This window comes from Nitrosospira sp. TNL300 (assembly GCF_055385915.1).
In genome coordinates this window covers 1,619,816-1,637,431 of record NZ_AP041005.1, presented here as the reverse complement: position 1 = coordinate 1,637,431, position 17,616 = coordinate 1,619,816, and the positions used below count along the sequence as shown (strand labels likewise).

At 50.8% G+C, this 17,616-nt stretch carries 17 protein-coding genes; 14 read left to right on the top strand and 3 right to left on the bottom strand.

The genetic code is table 11. From position 1 onward, the window contains the following. Nucleotide 1 precedes the first annotated feature (1 nt). The 9 genes from ACZ5BW_RS07535 to ACZ5BW_RS07495 all read left to right on the top strand — a co-directional run bounded on the left by ACZ5BW_RS07535 (nucleotide 2) and on the right by ACZ5BW_RS07495 (nucleotide 7,790). On the top strand, nucleotides 2–556 hold the full coding sequence (locus ACZ5BW_RS07535; protein WP_464538538.1) for a lysozyme: 555 nt from the start codon (nucleotides 2–4) through the stop codon (nucleotides 554–556). Beyond that, nucleotides 553–2,589: a hypothetical protein gene (locus ACZ5BW_RS07530; protein ID WP_464538536.1), complete on the top strand. Its 2,037-nt coding sequence runs from the start codon at nucleotides 553–555 to the stop codon at nucleotides 2,587–2,589. Before ACZ5BW_RS07535 ends, ACZ5BW_RS07530 begins: the two co-directional genes overlap by 4 nt. A gap of 161 nt (nucleotides 2,590–2,750) precedes the next feature. Then, entirely contained in the window at nucleotides 2,751–3,134 is a 384-nt protein-coding gene (locus ACZ5BW_RS07525; RefSeq protein ID WP_464538534.1) for a hypothetical protein, read from the top strand. 29 nt (nucleotides 3,135–3,163) lie between these two features. Beyond that, nucleotides 3,164–3,601 carry a hypothetical protein gene (locus tag ACZ5BW_RS07520; protein ID WP_464538532.1) on the top strand — a complete coding sequence of 146 codons (438 nt, stop codon included), beginning with the start codon at nucleotides 3,164–3,166 and terminating at the stop codon, nucleotides 3,599–3,601. 1 nt (nucleotide 3,602) lies between these two features. Further along, nucleotides 3,603–5,114 carry a LamG-like jellyroll fold domain-containing protein gene (locus ACZ5BW_RS07515; RefSeq protein WP_464538530.1) on the top strand — a complete coding sequence of 504 codons (1,512 nt, stop codon included), beginning with the start codon at nucleotides 3,603–3,605 and terminating at the stop codon, nucleotides 5,112–5,114. Beyond that, nucleotides 5,111–5,725 (top strand): N-acetyltransferase family protein, encoded by a 615-nt coding sequence (locus ACZ5BW_RS07510; protein ID WP_464538528.1) that lies wholly within the window; start codon nucleotides 5,111–5,113, stop codon nucleotides 5,723–5,725. The genes ACZ5BW_RS07515 and ACZ5BW_RS07510 overlap by 4 nt, the downstream gene beginning before the upstream one ends. Then, on the top strand, nucleotides 5,718–6,842 hold the full coding sequence (locus ACZ5BW_RS07505; protein WP_464538526.1) for a hypothetical protein: 1,125 nt from the start codon (nucleotides 5,718–5,720) through the stop codon (nucleotides 6,840–6,842). Before ACZ5BW_RS07510 ends, ACZ5BW_RS07505 begins: the two co-directional genes overlap by 8 nt. Further along, the gene (locus tag ACZ5BW_RS07500; RefSeq protein ID WP_464538524.1) at nucleotides 6,835–7,554 is read left to right on the top strand and encodes a hypothetical protein; all 720 of its coding nucleotides are present in this window, start codon (nucleotides 6,835–6,837) and stop codon (nucleotides 7,552–7,554) included. The genes ACZ5BW_RS07505 and ACZ5BW_RS07500 overlap by 8 nt, the downstream gene beginning before the upstream one ends. 104 nt (nucleotides 7,555–7,658) lie before the next feature. Continuing rightward, nucleotides 7,659–7,790 carry a transposase gene (locus ACZ5BW_RS07495; RefSeq protein WP_464543671.1) on the top strand — a complete coding sequence of 44 codons (132 nt, stop codon included), beginning with the start codon at nucleotides 7,659–7,661 and terminating at the stop codon, nucleotides 7,788–7,790. Here the strand turns inward: ACZ5BW_RS07495 and ACZ5BW_RS07490 are convergent. The 3 genes from ACZ5BW_RS07490 to ACZ5BW_RS07480 all read right to left on the bottom strand — a co-directional run bounded on the left by ACZ5BW_RS07490 (nucleotide 7,782) and on the right by ACZ5BW_RS07480 (nucleotide 11,950). Next, entirely contained in the window at nucleotides 7,782–8,915 is a 1,134-nt protein-coding gene (locus tag ACZ5BW_RS07490) for a hypothetical protein (RefSeq protein WP_464538522.1), read from the bottom strand. The two genes, ACZ5BW_RS07495 and ACZ5BW_RS07490, sit on opposite strands and share 9 nt — an antisense overlap. A gap of 584 nt (nucleotides 8,916–9,499) precedes the next feature. Beyond that, nucleotides 9,500–10,645, bottom strand: coding sequence for a glycosyltransferase family 4 protein (locus ACZ5BW_RS07485; RefSeq protein ID WP_464538520.1), 1,146 nt, complete (start codon nucleotides 10,643–10,645; stop codon nucleotides 9,500–9,502). Nucleotides 10,646–10,693: 48 nt separating this feature from the next. Beyond that, nucleotides 10,694–11,950, bottom strand: a complete 1,257-nt coding sequence (locus ACZ5BW_RS07480) for an O-antigen ligase family protein (RefSeq protein ID WP_464538518.1) — start codon at nucleotides 11,948–11,950, stop codon at nucleotides 10,694–10,696. 196 nt (nucleotides 11,951–12,146) lie between these two features. Here ACZ5BW_RS07480 and ACZ5BW_RS07475 point away from each other — a divergent pair, with 196 nt between their 5' ends. From ACZ5BW_RS07475 to ACZ5BW_RS07455, 5 genes are all read left to right on the top strand, one after another. Continuing rightward, complete coding sequence (locus ACZ5BW_RS07475) at nucleotides 12,147–12,755, top strand: RNA-guided endonuclease InsQ/TnpB family protein (protein ID WP_464538516.1); 609 nt, start codon at nucleotides 12,147–12,149, stop codon at nucleotides 12,753–12,755. After that, nucleotides 12,736–13,332, top strand: coding sequence for an RNA-guided endonuclease InsQ/TnpB family protein (locus tag ACZ5BW_RS07470; protein ID WP_464538514.1), 597 nt, complete (start codon nucleotides 12,736–12,738; stop codon nucleotides 13,330–13,332). The genes ACZ5BW_RS07475 and ACZ5BW_RS07470 overlap by 20 nt, the downstream gene beginning before the upstream one ends. A gap of 118 nt (nucleotides 13,333–13,450) precedes the next feature. Next, complete coding sequence (locus ACZ5BW_RS07465) at nucleotides 13,451–13,882, top strand: hypothetical protein (protein ID WP_464538512.1); 432 nt, start codon at nucleotides 13,451–13,453, stop codon at nucleotides 13,880–13,882. A 477-nt stretch (nucleotides 13,883–14,359) separates the two neighbouring features. Then, entirely contained in the window at nucleotides 14,360–16,564 is a 2,205-nt protein-coding gene (locus ACZ5BW_RS07460) for a TonB-dependent receptor family protein (RefSeq protein WP_464538510.1), read from the top strand. Nucleotides 16,565–16,791: 227 nt separating this feature from the next. Continuing rightward, entirely contained in the window at nucleotides 16,792–17,604 is an 813-nt protein-coding gene (locus ACZ5BW_RS07455) for an OBAP family protein (protein WP_464538508.1), read from the top strand. Nucleotides 17,605–17,616 lie beyond the last annotated feature (12 nt).

The window sequence follows — 17,616 nt, the reverse complement described above, 5'->3', positions numbered from 1 at the left end:
GATGAGCAAGCCATTGTTTAACCAGGGAAGGTCTGCTGTAGCGCTATTAGTGTTGGCAGCATCAACGCTGGTTGGGATCGCGGTGCACGAGGGGTATAAGAATGAGGCGTATATCCCTGTGCGTGGGGATGTTCCCACCATCGGGTTTGGTACGACCGCAGGTGTGAAAATGGGAGACAAGACAACGCCGGAGCGGTCTTTAGTCAGGCTGCTGGACGAACTAGAGGGCGTTTATGCCGCTGGAGTGAGGCGCTGTGTGACCGTGCCTCTCTATCAGCACGAGTATGAAGCGTATGTGAGTCTGGCTTATAACATCGGTGTCGGTGCTTTCTGTCGAAAGGCATTACCCGGAAAACCGCCTAATCTTATCGACCTGATCAATGCCGGACGGTATGTGGAAGCGTGTGCGCGCATAGAGGCATTCAAATATGGTCCCGGCAAAAAAATATTACCAGGCCTCGTGAAGAGGCGCGCTGAGGAACGGGCATTATGCGAGGGCCGAAGAACTGGTTTAAGGCATGATAGTTCTTCCGGAATAGGAGATCTGGCGAAGTGAGCGCATTCAGGATTTCCGGATTTTCCGGCCTTGTGCCACGGCTGGCAAAGCATTTGCTCAGCTCGAACCAGGCGCAAACGGCGACCAATTGCAACCTTGCCGGTGGAGATTTGCGACCCAGAAACGCATCGCTACTTGTGTTTTCTCCACAGATAGATGGCGAGATCCGGTCGATGTTCAGGATGGAAAAGGATGGAAACGAGAAGTGGCTAGCCTGGAGCCGGGATGTAGATGTAGCCCGCTCGCCTGTTGCGGGGAATACACCGCAGCGATTCTACTACACGGGTGACGGAGAACCTCGCACCTCTGACTTTGAAATGGCGACTGCCGGCTCCGGGATTTATCCATCCACCTGCTACGTACTTGGCGTTACACCCCCAGTCAACGAACCACTGGTAATGGCGTCAGGTGGAAGCGGAGTAGTGACTTCCCGGGCCTATGTTTACACATTTGTCACGCAATGGGGGGAGGAGTCGCAGCCTTCCCCCGCTTCCATAGTGACCAGTGGAAAGATAGACGCAACCTGGATGATTTCAAATCTGGACGCAGTACCCCCCAACTCCGGGACAATTATTGCTGTTTTCAAGAATTCTCCAGCTGCCGGCCAGGCGGAAATCAACCTTGATACCGTCTTCGGTTTAAGAGCGCATGAGGAAATCAGGTTTGAATCGGTATCAGGCATGACCGACTTGAATGACCGATTTACCCTGATAAGCGTAGACCCGATAACGAAAAAGGTTGTCATATCTCTTTCTACAGACCAGGTCTACGCTGGAGGTGGGGAGTGGAAGCGCCAGGCCCCACACAATACCGGGGGGATGAACAAGCGAATCTATCGGACGCTTACCACTTCGTCAGGGAGCGAGTATCGCTACGTCGCAACACTTTCAGCGGTTACGAAAAGTTATAGTGATACTGTTCCTGATACGGTGATTGCATTAGGAGAAGTATTGTCCTCCACGAACTGGGAAATGCTCCCGGCCAACATGAAAGGCATTGTTATGCTTGCGAATGGAATTGCCGCAGGATTCACGGGTAATGAGGTACTTTTCTCAGAACCGTTCAAACCTTATGCCTGGCCCACCTCGTATCGCCAGACATACGATCAGGAAATTGTGGCGATCGCTGCGATGGGTACCACGCTGGTTGGTATGACCAAGGGCAATCCTTTCACCATTACCGGGGTTGAGCCTGCGACCATGGGGGGAGGAATGGAGAAGCTGGGGGTAGCGTGGCCTTGCATGTCGAAGCGAGGAGTGGCGAATTTTGCATTTGGTGTTGGATATCCTGCTCCGCAAGGGATGGTAATGATTGGGACAAGTAGCGATATTGTCACAAAAGACCTGTTTACCCAGAAGGAGTGGTCCGAACTGAATCCTGACACCTTTATCGCTACCTCTGCCGATAACCGCTATTACTGCGGCTATTCGGCTGGAGATAGCTCCCTCATGTTCGTGATCGATAAGGCAGAGAACGCATCCTTTTCAAAAATCAACCAGAACATCAGTTGCATCTGGACAGATCCCATAACCGGCAAGCTTTACGTCGCCACAAACAAGAAAATCTACGAATGGGAAGGGGATGCGGGGACCAAGCTTTTCTATGAGTGGAAAAGTAAACGGTTCGTTACTGCGCCGCCAGTTAATTATGGTGCGGGGAAGATTGATGCCGATTTTGAAATGACGGAAGAAGAAAGAGCAGCGGCACAATCCTCCTATAACGAGACTATCGCTGCTAACCAGATATTGATCAGTTCTTATTCCATGAACGACGGACTGGCAGATACATGCCTCGGTGAATACGAGATTGGGGGTGATGCGGCACAGGATATTCCTCTCTTATCCATGGATTCCCTGCAATTTCAATTATGGAGCGATGGGGCGCTGAAGTTTACCAAACAGGTCAGGAATAGCCGAGCGTTTCGACTCCCCGGCGGCTATAAGGCTGATAATGTCGAGTTTGTGCTATCTGGCAATGTGAAGGTAAACAGTGTCGTCCTGGCTGAAACAATGGATGGATTGAAGCAGGCATAACTGCCATAAGTTCCCAATTGAACGGCTGGATTGGCACTCTCGGTTAGATCTCTCGAACCGCTCAAGGTATTTCAAGCAGCTTTCTTCTTCCTGATTTTTGTCACTCAAACGTAAGCCGCTCCTATTCGGGCGGCTTTTTTTACTTTAAAAAGGAATTTTGTATGGCGAAATACGTTCATTCCGACGTTCTGGATGGTGGATTGAATTCGATAAAGAACAATGCGAGCCGCATGCTGCTGTTGAAGGCATATTCCTTTGCTGACAGCTATGCAACCGTTAATGCTAATGCAATTTGTGCGGTTGCAATGGCGCCCGGAGACTATGCGCTGTCAGGGGCTGACGGCGTAGCTCGCATTCTGACGGTCGCGGCCCGCAGTGGAACAGCGTCAGCCAATTCTGGCGCCGCTCCCGATCTTCACATTGCCTTCACGGACAACGCGAGCAAAGTTTTGCTGGTGACTGATGAAACCACCGATCAGGTGGTAACGAGCGGCAATACAGTCAATTTCCCGAGCCTGACTTACACGAGCTCCCAGCCCACCTAACCAACTGGCGATATTCCGGAAATTAAACTATGGCAACATTTACCCAAGCACAGGGGGCGCGCACCCTGATATTCGACATCGGCACGCTGGGAAGCGGCTACTTCAACGTATCCCCCGTCATCGACCTTGGCCCCAACATCCCGCTCGATGTCACCCTGGAAGTCGAAGCGGACCCCAGCGGCGCGCCGACAGGCAACAAGCAGCTCGTGCTGTTTGCCAAGCTCTCGCTCGATAACGTCAATTTCAGCAGCGGGCCGGAGATCGTCGGGTCCGATGCTACCAACGAGGCCGACCTGCACTGGATAGGTACGGTACCTTGCTTTGATGCCAACGTGCACCGGAAGATGTTCAGCCTGCAGGGCTTGCCCGCCGCGCGCTACCTGAAGCTCGTGGCAAAGAACGAGACGGGCGTGACCCTGGCCGGGGGCAAGGTCTACCGCGCGGACATCACGGGGGCTACGGCCTGAAGTGGCTGAAATAATCCTGCCTAGCCGGTTCAACGCGCAGCCGCAAGTCTCGGTCGAGCTTGCCCCTTACTGGAAACGAGGCGCGGCCCTTGTCGCGCCCTTGACCGAACAGTTCGCCCGGGATATTGCCACCCGCAACAATTTTTCACCGGGTGCTGCGGCAGCTCCTGCGCTTGTCACGAGGAACCAGGGCAGGGCGCTGTATTTCAACGGATCGACAACCAGGCTCGAAAGCACGCGGACGATAACTCCCGCAACGACTTTCACGGTATTCGCGTGGTGCAGGCCAGCTGCCCTGAGTGCTTATGCGCGCATCGTCGAGACAGATTTTGCCAGCGGATTCTTCCTTGGGCTCAATACCGGCGGCAAATACTGCTGGATCGTCAACAATGGCACCCCCGAGGGGTGCGTAGGCGGGCAGCCGACAGCAGGGCAGCGGGATTTTGTCTGCGGCGTTTTCGACGGCTCGAACCGAATCCTGTATGTGAACGGTGTTCAGGTCGCCATCAATCCGGCTACCGCGCCCACCGCCGGGCGAACGGTGTACGTGGGGGCGTATGGCCTTGGCGGCGCTCCATCCTACGCCTTCAATGGTGACATCGATACGGTCGGGATTTTTGACCGGGCTTTTGCTCCCGCCGAAATATTCGCGCTGCGCGAAAACCCGTGGCAGTTATTCAAGGCTCCTGCAAGAAAGCTGTGGCTTGGTGATACAAGGCTTGGATTAAGCGGTGTAGCTGTAATACAGGTAAATAGCGGCAGGGCGGTAGAAATTACTCAACACCACGTGCTTGCTGTTGCGGGATTAACACAAGTAGATGACATCAGTACGAGCAAGATCGAACAGAATCAAGTTCTTGCGACGGCTGCTCCCGTTCAATCCAACCTTGGTAGCGCTGCTGGCATTACCAGAAGTATTGCCCTGGCGAGTGCCGTAATTGCGCCAGGCAGAACCTTGAGCTCGGGGGAAGTAAGTCAGGCGCATATACTCGGTGGGAAGGGGTGGATACAGGGGAAGACCCTCCCACGCGCGGCAATCACGCAAACTCACACCCTGGTTGAAGCCAACCTGGCGCAGCTTAATGCGGGTGGCGTTCTCCCCATATCCGTCGGCAGTGGGACGCTTGTCGGCACGCCTTCCGCCCAAGCCAATGCTGGTGCAATGGGCGTTGTTACCCAGATACACCTTCTTGTCGCTACCTTTTGCAGCCAGATCAATAAAGCGAGCGCCAAAGCGATAAGTGATGGGGTTGTGATTGAATCCGCGCTTATCAGCAAACCTGCCGAAGCGACCCATATCAAGAAGCCCGGCATTCCGGTTGGAACACCTCCCTGGCTGAAAATCATGCTTGAGATACTGACCGGGCGGCGCGGAAACCGAATAACGCTTCCCGCCTTTCGCACACTTACATTCTCAGCTCCTCCTACCCAGGCTGAATGCGAGGCGTTGTATGCGTACATAAATTCTGTTCGCGATTCTCTCGAACAGCTTATTTCACGTATGGATGGATGATGAATACTGAACTGATTTCGCTGCTCAAGGCAAATGTAGGCTTGACCCTGACATCTGATCTGGCTGCTGATATCTGCGTTGCCGCCAACCGCATGGAGACACTTGCGCATCTGAGAGATATTGCACAGATCAAGCCTCGATATAACGGCCCCCTGGTATTTGCTGTAGAGCGTATTGAGAACATTCCAGAAGAAATAAAGCATTTGCATCGCGCCCATTGGAATGAAACCGAGGGACACAGGCATCGGCTACCGTTTCAGCCGGATTACGAGACTTTTATCCGATATGAGCAGGCAGGCCGCTACCTTCTTTTTACCGTAAGGAGCGAAGGGAAGTTATTGGGCAATTGCGCCATGTATCTGGACAAGAGCGCTCACACGCAAACACTTATTGCCACGGAAGACACACTGTATCTTTTGCCCGAGGCACGACGCGGTACTATTGCCAAGCGTTTTGTAAGGTATGTCGAGAATGCCATGAAATTGCTTGGCGTTCGAGAAATCAATATTACCGTAAAGACAGTTAATAAGGCCGGACGATTTTTCCGATTGCTAGGCTACAGGCACGTAGAAAATGGATTGACCAAAATATTGGAGATTGAAAATGTGTAGTTCAAAGCCACCAAGACCGGATCCGCTCATTGGGCAGGCGGCAAAACAACAGGCTGATATCGCGCAACAACAACTGGATGTAGCAAAACAGCAGCTTGAATGGGAGAAGGACAGAGCCAGGGTGCAGGACCCGCTGATCCAGAAAATTGTTGATCAGCAGATTGCGGCAGGCGAAGTCAATGCAGCGAGGGCCGAATCGCAATGGCAGGCATACCGCAACCTGTTTGCGCCGATAGAAGAGCGCATGGTAAGAGAGGCCAGCGAATTCGACTCAACCGAACGTAAAGAGCGGATGGCGGCCGAGGCGGGCGCGGATATCGCAAAAAATTATGAGAGCGCCTTGGATTTGAGCCAGCGAGCAATGGCACGTATGGGAGTCAATCCCAATTCAGGCAAGTTTCAAGGCCTGGCCCACGAGATCAGCCTTGGGCTTGCCAAAGACACAGCGGGGGCAATGAATAAGGCCCGACGCGAGACGGAATTGCAGGGCATGGCCATGCGGCAAGGCATGGCCCAATTTGGGCGTAATATGCCCACTACGGGAATAGCTACCGATGCGGCAGCACTCAATGCGGGAAACGCCGCCACTGAGAATCTGGCAACGAAAGCCGGGCTGCATACCACTGGCATGAATGCAGCGCAACACTGGTATGACGGCGCTCTCGGCGCGAATAACTCAGCCGGCAATCTGATGCTGAATCAGTATCAGGGCCAACTGAATGCATGGCAGCAACAGCAGCAGAATAAAGTGGGAGGACTCAGCGGGTTAGGCAACCTGATTGGTACTGTGGGCGGAGCTTACCTCATGAGGACACCCGGGTTGCGAACGGGCGGTGTTATCAGAAACTACAATGCCTATGGTTTATCCGCATTGAAACGCGAAGGCTATGCGGATGGTGGCATAGTACAAGGCCCCGGTACCGGCACCAGCGATTCCATTCCAGCTTCGATTGAGGGTATGCAACCCATCCGGTTATCCAACGGCGAAGCGGTACTCAACAGGAAAGCGGTGGAACTGGTAGGAGAGGATTTCATTCACCGGCTCAATGGTGCATCAGAGTTGGCGAAGCGCAAGGCGACAGTGAATAAATACAGCAGGGAGGGAGACTATGCTTGAAAGTTTGGGCGCATTTGCTGGCGGCCTTGCACAAGGTGTGCGCACGGGGCAGGATATGAAGCTGCGGCAGCAGGATGCCAACCGGTTGAAAAAGGCGGATGAGCGCGAGGCGGAGTTACATCGGGCGAGGATCGACAAGGCAGATTTCAACAAGGAAAAACGCGAGCGGCTTCGTGCCGCCAACGATGAGATAGCGATTCCATGGCAACAGGATAAGCAGAAGCCATCTACTCCTGGTTACTCGGCGCCCGGCCTGAGTTCAGGAGTGGCGAAAGTACCTGCTGTCGTAGAAGCTGGTGTTGGGGGGCTTTCCGGCCTGAGCAAACCAGCAATACAGATTCCATCGGATGAAATGATCGCCAAGCGCATGTTGACTGGCAACCTGCTTGAAGACGCGGATGAACTGACGCGCATGGCGAACATTTACAAGAAATACGGCCTTCTGGAAGAAATGGCGCCCTGGATGAACAAAGCTTATGCAGCGAAGAAAAGGGGAATTCCTGATGCCCTGAACTCCCTGTTAACAGGGAACGCGAGGAAAGCCAGGAAAATTCTTGAAGAAGGCGGATTTGCACTTGCAGATGATCCTTTGCGACTGGATTCAGACGAGCAACAAAATGTGTGGAGATTCCGATTCATGGATGGCGGCGAGACGGAAATCGATCTGAAGGAATTTGCGAGAAGGTTTTTTCCTTCACAAATCCAAAAGTAGTCGTCATATTCATATCTAAGTGATTGTGCACGTTCTCCGGTCGAAAGCCGCAGACCTTCTTGCTCCATTGCGCGTCGCGCGAGTTCGATCGGGAACAGTACAAAGTGCGCAGCCTGGTTGAGCGATTCTTCAATCGGCTCAAACAATTTCGTCGCCTCGCAACCCGCTATGACAAATTCGCCAACTGCTTAAATGCTTTCTTGCATCTAGCTTGCGCCTACACCTGGCTACTGTGAACACGCTCTAGTGAGCAGCGCGCTTCGTCCATGGCCAATTTTCACTGCTCGGTCTCGCGCTTTTTTTAATTGCGCTATGACTGCCAGGCTCCAGACGAAGATTAAGGAAGAGGAAAAAACGAAGAATCGGAAGTGATTTGAAGGGAATAGAAGCATATGTGCCGCAGTAAAAACAAAAGGCAGGATAAATAAACAGTAAAAATGTACCTTGCCTCTATTTACCTGATCTCTGTTTAGCCAGAACAAGTAAAGAGCTAGCACGTAGACCACCGTGTGAGAATGGGAAAATAAGCTCTGTAACAATAACGCATAAGGTATTACGTAGTCCCCGACCTGATGAGAAATAACGATATTTGTGGGATATGGGCTAAGCGAGCCGACAAAGGTGAAGTTGAAAAGCGTTAGGTATCCATAGTTTCCAGTTAACTTAGTAACTAAAATATAAATAGCAGCAGCAGACAAAAGTGAAAATAATGAAATAAACCTATCCCCTTGGCGATAGGTAAATATCATTAAAAGCCCCGAAAGTAATATGAAATCCGTCCTGATCACGGGAAGGATGGCCGCAACAAAAAATTCTAGCTTTCCTTTTCTAATTAAACTGTATATTCCTAGAAGCGAAAAGAAACAGGCCATTGCGTCAGGTGTCGAAAGCCCGGCGATCTCCGAATATCCGGTTAGCACAACAATAAACGGAAGTATTGCTATCGAGACTGTGGCTTCTAAAATAATTAAGCCTAGTATCAGGACAGACAACGAAGCGAAGATTGCGCTGATCACGTAGGTTGCTTTCGTGTAACTCAAGCCGAAGTGCTTGAAGAGCCGTATTAATTCGACATATGCAACTCTAGGTGAATAGAATGGGAGTTGCTGCTCTAAAGAAGCGGGATCTCTAAATACCGTTTCTCGATACTCCCCTGTTACCAGTTTCGAAAATCTTTTGGCACTTACCCCCTTCTTTATGTCTCCATACGTTTCCCGCGTCAAGTCCACTCCTCTATAGCCGTCCTCGTAATAAGCAGCGGCGACGTATGCAATCATGTCCCAGTTGCGCTCCGGTTTCATGATCCCATATATCAAGATGGCTGCTCCCGTGGCAATAATGATTAAATACCTGAAAGCCATTAAAAGTTCCGCGGGTTTTATTAATACCTTGGATTAATACAAGAATTAAGGGAGGTACTCCTCGCCACCCGAACTGAGCACGAGAAGTGCAAGCCACTCTACAGTCTTCCAAGAATTGCCACCGTCACCACACTGAGGCAGCCCCTTCTAAGGTTTGACAATTGGAGAAAACTCAGGGGAAGAATTTGGAGATGTATTTTTAAAATACAATCCGAATTTAGCCACTAAACGACTTCCTTAAGATTCACATTAAGCTCAGCTGTTTTGCTAATTCCAAGACTCTTTCTTCTCTTGCCCAAGGTCGTTTTTGACGTGAAAAAATTCTTAACATCAAAGCTATTTCTAAGCGATCAAGTTCGATAAGAAGGGGCCCTTTTTTGGGGACAAAAACTAGGCACTTGATACCTAATTTTGTTAAACCTGTAATAGCTCTAACAGTGCTAGTTCAGCGCCATAGCGGCTACTAGAGTGCGATATAAAACAAATGCGCATCTTAATCTATGCTTGAACGACAACCCTTGGTAGAAAGCAGGGAGGTGGGGATAAACTTTATAAATGGTAAAAAAGGTTACGCAAAGAGCCAGTTAGGTTTTATTCTCTACTACTTTGCTTAAAAGATCGAATACTTCATTCGCATACCGCTCTTGAGTGAATCTCCTCTGAGCCCAAGCGTGGGCAGTCGTACCTAGGCGATATCTTTCATTCGGATTTTCATATAAAAACTGTATTTTATCAGCCAGCTGAATGTGATTTCCCCATTCGTATAGGAAACCATTTTCACCATTTCTAATGAGTTCAATTGTTCCACCTCGCCCACTGCTAATCACAGCCTTGCCTGCAAGCATTGCTTCAATCGTAACGCGAGAAAAAGCTTCCCATTGCGAACATATTAGAACAACATCGGCCATTCGGATAAACCGAATTGGGTCGTTTGAATATCCGATAAAATGCACGCGGCGCTCTAGGCCTAGAGTCTTAACTTGCCGTTCTAACTCCGCACGAAAACATGCCTCGCTATCACCAACCAAGACTAGATGAACATCTATTCCACGTCGAACCACTTCAGCTATTGCTGAGATCGCTCCATCTTGTCCCTTTGCAGGTTGTAAAGAGCCTACGACCACACATTGAAATTTGTTTTTCTTCAAATCTAAATAAGGTTTATTATCACTGCTACCGCTAAGGGATATAGACTGATAAATTACATGCATTCTTTCTAATTTGATATAACGAGAGTAGTCTTTTGCAATAGAGTGCGAAACTACGACTATAAAGGCGGACAAGCGATCTATCAGGAACGCTGCACAACGATTACCCACGTCAAACTTTAAATCTGGATTTCTGTAAGCTGACTCATGCAAGTGCCACACGTGCGGCTTCCGAACTATCCAAGCCGCAAGGGCGCCTGTATTTACAGCGATTGTATTTGTGTAAACTAAATCGCAGTTCCAATTTCGAATTATCCACGCCATTCGAAGGACTGCTATTAATCCTTGCAGAGTTCGTAGAATGCGAAGGGGAAGAGCTCTCCCTTTTGATTTCCACCACCAGCGATAATTCAACTGGCGCCATTTTATGCCTAGCCCATCCAGATCTGAAAGGAGTGGACCTTTCTTTGGTACGAATACAAGGCACTCGACACCGAGCTTATGTAATCCTTGTAGTAATTCGAGAAGAGCCAATTCTGCCCCATTTCGCCGGGCAGTGTGGGATACAAAGCAAACTCGCATTAGATTTGATATCTAGATTTTCGATCAGTTTCTTTTACTGATTCTTGGTTACATATTGTGTGAGCTAGTAAAGACTCGAGTTGAGGTATTTCCTATTCCTTTATACGAGATGAAGATGGCCGTCACTACAATAAGGAGGAAAATAATTTGTCGAAAGAATACAAGATTATCAACCAAACCACACACGAAAATAAAACTGACTAAAGCAGTGGCAAGTGCCGCATGCCCTCGCGTAGCTAGGGTCTGAAACCAACCCCATAAGAGTAAAGCATAAGCCATCAGGCCGAGAAATCCGACGTGCATTCCAATCTCGATCCAATCATTGTGGTAGTGATAAGTAGTACTATGAAACTGCAATACCTTTTTATATAGACTACTCTTATATTTTCCAACTGTATTATTGAAATAAACTGCGGCCATCCCTGTGCCATGACCAAAAAAGGGATGTTCCTTAATTCCTTGGATACCCACATCCCAAAGGGCTAGCCGGTACCCTATGCTGCTATTAAAGTTTTCTTGCTCTAAAAGCTCAATGTCGTGCTTTGCTTGACCCAATCTTTCCCCAAAACTGGAGCTATTGTAGGCAGAGAAGCTTGCAGCAAAGGAGAGAATCGCTATAAAGGTAAAGAGTCCTGTGAGTTTTTTTCTGCAAAGGAAGAAAACTAGAAATACAGAGGAAATGAGAGTGGCTACGAGAATTCCACGCGCATTCTGATTAAACTGAATAAAAAGTAAAAAAAGGGCGAGAGCCCAAAAAAGTGCTTTTCCTGTTTTGTTTTTGCTTGCGCCTGTAAGGTAAAGCGCTAGTATGACTCCTATCCCAAGCATTGATGAAAAATGAAGGTAAGGCATCCCCAAAGCCGGAATACCTTGTACGCCCATTACCAGCCAGTGATATAAGCCGATGAGTAGCGCTCCAAAATAACCGAGGAGCGCTCCATAGATTGCCCAAGGTAGACGTTCCTTATTTAAAAGACCTAGATAAGGAATAAAAACGAGAAAGGCAAAATATCTTCGCCAGACCTTGAAGCCAAGATCAGGGTGATCGCTCCAGAGTATGCCAAGGGCGAGGACAAAGCATAACAGAAGCATGCCGATTACTAGAGGTTCCCTGACTGTTTTTCCAAAGCGACCCAGTCCTCCATCTATCACCCAGGCGAGCGGCAGCAGATAATAGGCATAAAAGCTCAACCCTTTGTACCAGAGCGCTATGCCAAAAAAGAATAGCACGGACTTTGCCAGCACATCGCGCCAGGCGTTTGCAGTGGGTTGCATAAGGCTGATGGGATGAGCGGATGTTGACATGACTCGTTCTTGCCGTTTACAAACCGGCTATATTAAGATGCTGGCGTATGTTCTTCAATCGCCAGCTGATCGCAGCGATATCAGCACGAATATAAGTCGCTCGCTTTACCAAATTTGCGCGGAAAGCCCCTCCATTCATGGGGGAGATGGATAGCGCGAACGCTGGAAGCGTCCATCCAAATTTATAATTTGAGCCATGCAACGACTCCAGGCCTATAAATTCGAGCTAAAGCCCAACGGCGAACAGCAGCGCAGCATGCGCTGCTTCGTCGGTTCGTGCCGGTTCGTCTATAACAAGGCGCTGGCGTTGCAGAAGGAACGACACGAGCAGGGCGAGAAGAAGCTCGGCTATGCCGGGTTATGCGCGCTGCTGGTTGAATGGAAGGCAGAGGCTGCCACGGCGTGGCTGGCAGAAATCCCTTCCCAAGCCCTGCAACAGACACTCAAGGATCTGGAGCGGGCCTACGCCAACTTCTTTGCCAAGCGTGCCGACTTCCCGCGTTTCAAGAAGAAGGGTCGGAGCGACAGCTTCCGCTATCCGCAAGGGGTGAAGCTCGATCAGGCAAACAGCCGCATCTTCCTGCCAAAGCTGGGCTGGCTGCACTATCGCAACAGCCGAGACGTGCTCGGCACGGTGAAGAACGTCACCGTCAGACAGTCCTGCGGCAAGTGGTACGTTTCGATCCAGACCGGGCGGGAAGTCGAGCAACCGATACCGAAAGGCTGCGCTGTCGGCATCGACATGGGCATCGCCCGCTTCGCCACGCTGTCGGATGGCAGTCACCTTGCGCCGCTCAACAGTTAGCCGCAAAACCAGGTTCAGCAACAACTGGAAGAAGGCCAAGGCCAGAGTCCAGAAGATTCATGCCCGTATCGGCAACGCCCGCCGCGACTACTTGCACAAGGCCACGACAGCTATCAGCCAAAACCACGCGATGGTGTATATCGAGGATTTGCAGGTTCGCAATATGTCCAGGTCAGCGGCAGGCAGCACTGAACAACCGGGTAAAAATGTTTGGGCCAAGTCTGGCCTGAACAAAAGCATCCTCGACCAAGGATGGTTCGAGTTCCGTCGTCAGTTGGACTACAAGCTGGCGTGGAATGGTGGCTGGCTCATCGCCGTACCACCACAGAACACCAGCCGCACATGCCCATGCTGCGGCCATGTGTCCAAAGACAACCGCCAAACGCAAGCGCAATTTCTTTGTGTGGAATGCGGCTTCGAGAAAAACGCCGATGTGGTCGGCGCAATCAATGTTTTAAGGGCGGGACACGCCCGGTTCGCCTGTGAAGTGAGCGGTGCGGTAATGCCGCCAGCAGCAGGAACCCACCGAAGCGACCCAGGCATTCGCCTGGGCGCTGTAGGAATCTCCGGCCTTTAGGCCGGGGAGGATGTCAAACATTTCTCTGACTTGCCGCAACCTTTGATCCGTGCGGACGAAAGAAGGAATTATGGCTGAGCTGGTGCAATCACATTCTGTCAATCACGGGAGGCGCTATATGAGTCGAATCATTTATATTTCAGTATCAGTTGCACTACTCATTACCGCGTTTGCCGCAAACGCGGGGATCTTCGAAAAAGGTGCTTGGTCCGCCAGCGGCTGCGGCGCGATGCCTGAAACGCCAGTGGTGGATTCAAGCAGTGTTGATGCCTTCAATCGGAGTGTGGGGAAGATCAATGAGTGGCAGAAACAGATACAGACTTACCACGACTGTATGATCAAGGAGGCTAATGCCGATAACGCCGCCATCAACAGGTCGGCCACTTCCGAGCAGTCCCGTATAAATGAGGCGGTAGAAAAAGTTAATAAAGAAGCAGCGGCGGGAAAGCAGAAGGTGGAACAGACTTCCTCCCGTTCATCGTCAGGTTCTTCTTTTCCCTCTCTGGTTCCTCCTCCTGGGGGTGGGATGGGTGGTCAGCCGGGCTATTAAAAATAAGGAAGGTTCCCGTTTGATTTGGATTTGTTGATTGGAATGCGCGGCAAACCTCGTCCAAGTGATCTGGTTGCGAAGCAACCTTTAGGCGAAGCCGTCGAACCTGGTCGGGGAAGGATAGCGCGGACTTTGTTGCCGTCCTTGTTTTTTACTTGCATTCGTTGTATTTTCCTTTTTGCTACCAGTGGGCAATTGCGCCCTCAATGACGGCATGTATGTAATACATATAAGTTTCCCTCTCACGAGGCTACCGCCGGATAGGCGGAAAGTAACGCTTGCGGAGACATGAGTCGCACAGTAAGGCCCTCAGCCCAAGAACCAACCGAAGCGGCTCAGGAGTGGCTCAATGCCGCGCCTGAGCGCCGTAGGAATCTCCAGCATTCATGCCGGGGAGGATGTCAATAGCAGGAGAGGCTCAGTCAGCCTCTCGCTGCTTCTTCAATTGCCCGATGTCCCGACGGAAAGCAAAAACCGTTGAAAATCCTGAACCTTGCGCTCGTCGCTATCGGGACCGGCTTGCCGAACCTCGTGCTCGCATCGGATTCGCCTTCTGTACGATCCAAGACTCCGACTAATACCGCGGCCGAGGCACAGCCAGTCGAAGCATCAGGGAAGTCTTTGCCAGTTCTCAATCCAGTCGTTATTACCGGCACCCGCACTGAACAATCGAGTTTCTCCTTGCCGATGTCTATCGATGTGGTGGAGACAAAGGTTATTCAGGAGGCTCAGCCCCGGATTAATCTTTCTGAGGCTCTCTCTCGCGTTCCAGGTCTCGTCATTCAGAATCGTCAGAATTACGCACAGGATCTGCAAGTATCCAGCCGTGGCTTTGGCGCGCGTTCCACTTTCGGCATTCGTGGCATACGCATATTCGTCGATGATATTCCCGCCACCATGCCGGATGGTCAAGGCCAGGCGGCGAATATCAACCTCGGTTCAACCAAGCGTATCGAGGTATTGCGCGGGCCATTCTCTGCCATCTATGGCAATGCCTCAGGGGGGGTAATACAGGCATACACGGAGGATGGCCCAAACGAAACCACGTTATCCGGAACCCTCCTGGGCGGCAGCTACGGCACCTCTCGCGGGGAGATCAAGCTGGGGGGGGCATTGGGTGGAACGGATGTTACAGTTGGTCCATTCAACTACGTAGTCGATCTTTCCCGCTTTCAGACAAGCGGCTACCGCGATCACAGTGGGGCAACGCGTTATCAGGCCAGCGCAAAAGCTACGTACAGGTTTGACCACGACGCGACACTCACTCTGGTAGCCAATGAACTGCATCAGGGCAACACGAAGGATCCGCTCGGGCTCACGCATGCTCAGGTTATCGAGAATCCCCGCCAGGCGGATATCAGCGCTCACACCTTCAACACCCGCAAGAGTATCGACAATACTCAGGGCGGTGCGGTTTATGAACACAGATTCTCTGCTTCGAACAAGATCAAGCTGATTGGTTATGCAGGAACCCGGCAGATAGAGCAGTTTCTTGCTGTACCACGCGGCGCGCAGGTTCCTGCAACCAGTTCGGGCGGTGTGGTCGATCTTGATCGGCAATTCGGGGGAGCAGGCTTGCGATGGACGTATCGGAGCAGGGGAGAACGTCCGTTCACGTTGACCGCAGGTATCGAGTACGAAATTTTCAAGGAGCGCCGCAAGGGGTTCGAGAATTTCTCTGGCGCAATCCTTGGTGTGCGTGGAGATTTGCGCCGTAATGAAAATAATACCGTCAGCAGTTTCAGCCAATACGGGCAGGCCGAGTGGCATTTTACGCAGTCATGGACGCTTTCTGCCGCAGTGCGTTACACCGATGTGAAATTCAAGTCCGAGGATTTTTTTGTCCGCCCCGGCAATGGCGATGATAGCGGCAGCTTGGCTTTTCGCAACGTGAATCCAGTGCTGGGTTTGCTATACAAGGCGACACCGACGCTCAACCTGTACGCCAGCGGCGGATGGGGTTTCGAGACACCCACCTTTACAGAACTTGCCTATCGGCCGGATGGTGCCTCCGGCCTCAATTTTTCTCTTCGACCCAGCGTGAGTCGCAATATCGAGGCGGGGGTCAAGTGGCTGGCTACGGATAATACACGCATCAATCTCGCGCTTTTTGAGAGTGTGGTTACCGATGAGATTCTGCCGGCAACCAATATTGGAGGTAGAGCTACTTTTCAGAATGCGACCGATACCAGGAGACGAGGCATAGAGCTTGCCGCTGTCCACCGCTTCGGTGCGGATCTTTCTGCATATTTGTCTTATACCTTTCTTGATGCCAGGTTTCGCGATTCCTATACCTATCAGCCACGAGTGGGCATTCCTTTCGTAACTGTAGCGGATGGCAACTTCGTTCCCGGTATACCGCGCAATACCGCCTATGCCGAACTGGCTTGGCGGCGCGGCCTGCCGGGGTTTTCGGCAGTAATCGAGGCAATCTATCGTGATAGGGTTTACGCCAACGATACCAATACAGAAGCCACAAAACAGTACGCCATGGCAAACATCCGGTTTGCCTATTCACATCAGTTGGGTCGTTTGAAGCTCAGCGAATTCATCCGAATAGACAATGTAAGCGGTGCAAAATATATCGGTGCGGTAATTGTGAATGAAGGCAACGGGCGTTTTTACGAACCGTCGCCGGGGCGGAACATAATAGTGGGTTTGAATGCAAGTTATGTGTTCTAGATAGGCGAAGAGGCGGTGCAGGAATGAATTGCTCTATTCAGCAGGCATTATGATGGGAAGCGAATAACGCTATTTCTACGCTATTTCCTTGAGAGATCCTTGGAGAAGTATATTCAGTAGCATTTTTAGCATATTGCTATAGCTCATTCCTGTGTGCCACCGTACGGACGAGTGTGAGGAAACATGCAATATTCTTAAATGAATACATTCCATTCGAAAGGGACGGTATGAAGGGATTGAGCGGGCATTTTTTAATTATTTCGTGTTTTGCTTTACTGGCAAGCACTGGACTGCTTAACCCTGTGCAAGAGGTGTTCGCACAGGAATCCTCGGAACCCCATGCCAACCCAGGAGGTGAGGCAAAAACGCCCAAAACGAAAATTCTGGAAGCAGGCGCAAAGCTGTTGCAGAGCGGTTCTCCCTTGAAATCATTTGACATTTATCTGGTCGGTTTCCATCCAATGAAGGATTCTCCGGAAGATCAGATGGAGGCTCATCACTATTGCCACCAGGTAAACGAGGATTTTGCGCAGTGCGCGTTATTCGATGGCAACACGGAGGATGCAAATCTGAACGGCATTGAATTCATCATCTCGGAAAAGCTTTTCAACACGCTACCCGAAGGGGAAAAAAAGTACTGGCATCCGCATAACGGCGAAATTCTTTCCGGGCAGCTTGTAGCTCCCAACATCCCCGGCATTGCAGAAAAAGAGTTGATGAAAGGGAAGATGAACAGCTATGGCAAGACCTGGCACGTCTGGAACACGGGCTACGAAGGTAAGCTTGGGGATGCGCTACCCCTCGGTCAACCGATGTTGGGCTGGTCTTTTAATCATGAAGGAGAAGCAGTGCCTGGATTGGTCGAAAAGCGAGACAAGAATATGAAAATAGACAGCGAGGAAAAGCGCAGACAGCGCGCAGATTTAAAACAACTTGCCAAACCGCAGTCGGGCGTTGATGACCTTAAAGGCCGATTAACTCGGCCGATGAAGGATATACCCGGTGTAATCGACAACAAAGCTCAAGAAAAAAATCAATAGGCAGTATTCCTT

Bases quoted from the DNA above. Each gene is read 5' to 3' on its own strand.
- ACZ5BW_RS07535 (WP_464538538.1), top strand. From the start codon at position 2: ATGAGCAAGCCATTGTTTAACCAGGGAAGGTCTGCTGTAGCGCTATTA.
- ACZ5BW_RS07525 (WP_464538534.1), top strand. From the start codon at position 2,751: ATGGCGAAATACGTTCATTCCGACGTTCTGGATGGTGGATTGAATTCG.
- ACZ5BW_RS07520 (WP_464538532.1), top strand. From the start codon at position 3,164: ATGGCAACATTTACCCAAGCACAGGGGGCGCGCACCCTGATATTCGAC.
- ACZ5BW_RS07510 (WP_464538528.1), top strand. From the start codon at position 5,111: ATGATGAATACTGAACTGATTTCGCTGCTCAAGGCAAATGTAGGCTTG.
- ACZ5BW_RS07505 (WP_464538526.1), top strand. From the start codon at position 5,718: ATGTGTAGTTCAAAGCCACCAAGACCGGATCCGCTCATTGGGCAGGCG.
- ACZ5BW_RS07500 (WP_464538524.1), top strand. From the start codon at position 6,835: ATGCTTGAAAGTTTGGGCGCATTTGCTGGCGGCCTTGCACAAGGTGTG.
- ACZ5BW_RS07490 (WP_464538522.1), bottom strand. From the start codon at position 8,915: ATGGCTTTCAGGTATTTAATCATTATTGCCACGGGAGCAGCCATCTTG.
- ACZ5BW_RS07485 (WP_464538520.1), bottom strand. From the start codon at position 10,645: ATGCGAGTTTGCTTTGTATCCCACACTGCCCGGCGAAATGGGGCAGAA.
- ACZ5BW_RS07480 (WP_464538518.1), bottom strand. From the start codon at position 11,950: ATGTCAACATCCGCTCATCCCATCAGCCTTATGCAACCCACTGCAAAC.
- ACZ5BW_RS07475 (WP_464538516.1), top strand. From the start codon at position 12,147: ATGCAACGACTCCAGGCCTATAAATTCGAGCTAAAGCCCAACGGCGAA.
- ACZ5BW_RS07465 (WP_464538512.1), top strand. From the start codon at position 13,451: ATGAGTCGAATCATTTATATTTCAGTATCAGTTGCACTACTCATTACC.
- ACZ5BW_RS07455 (WP_464538508.1), top strand. From the start codon at position 16,792: ATGAAGGGATTGAGCGGGCATTTTTTAATTATTTCGTGTTTTGCTTTA.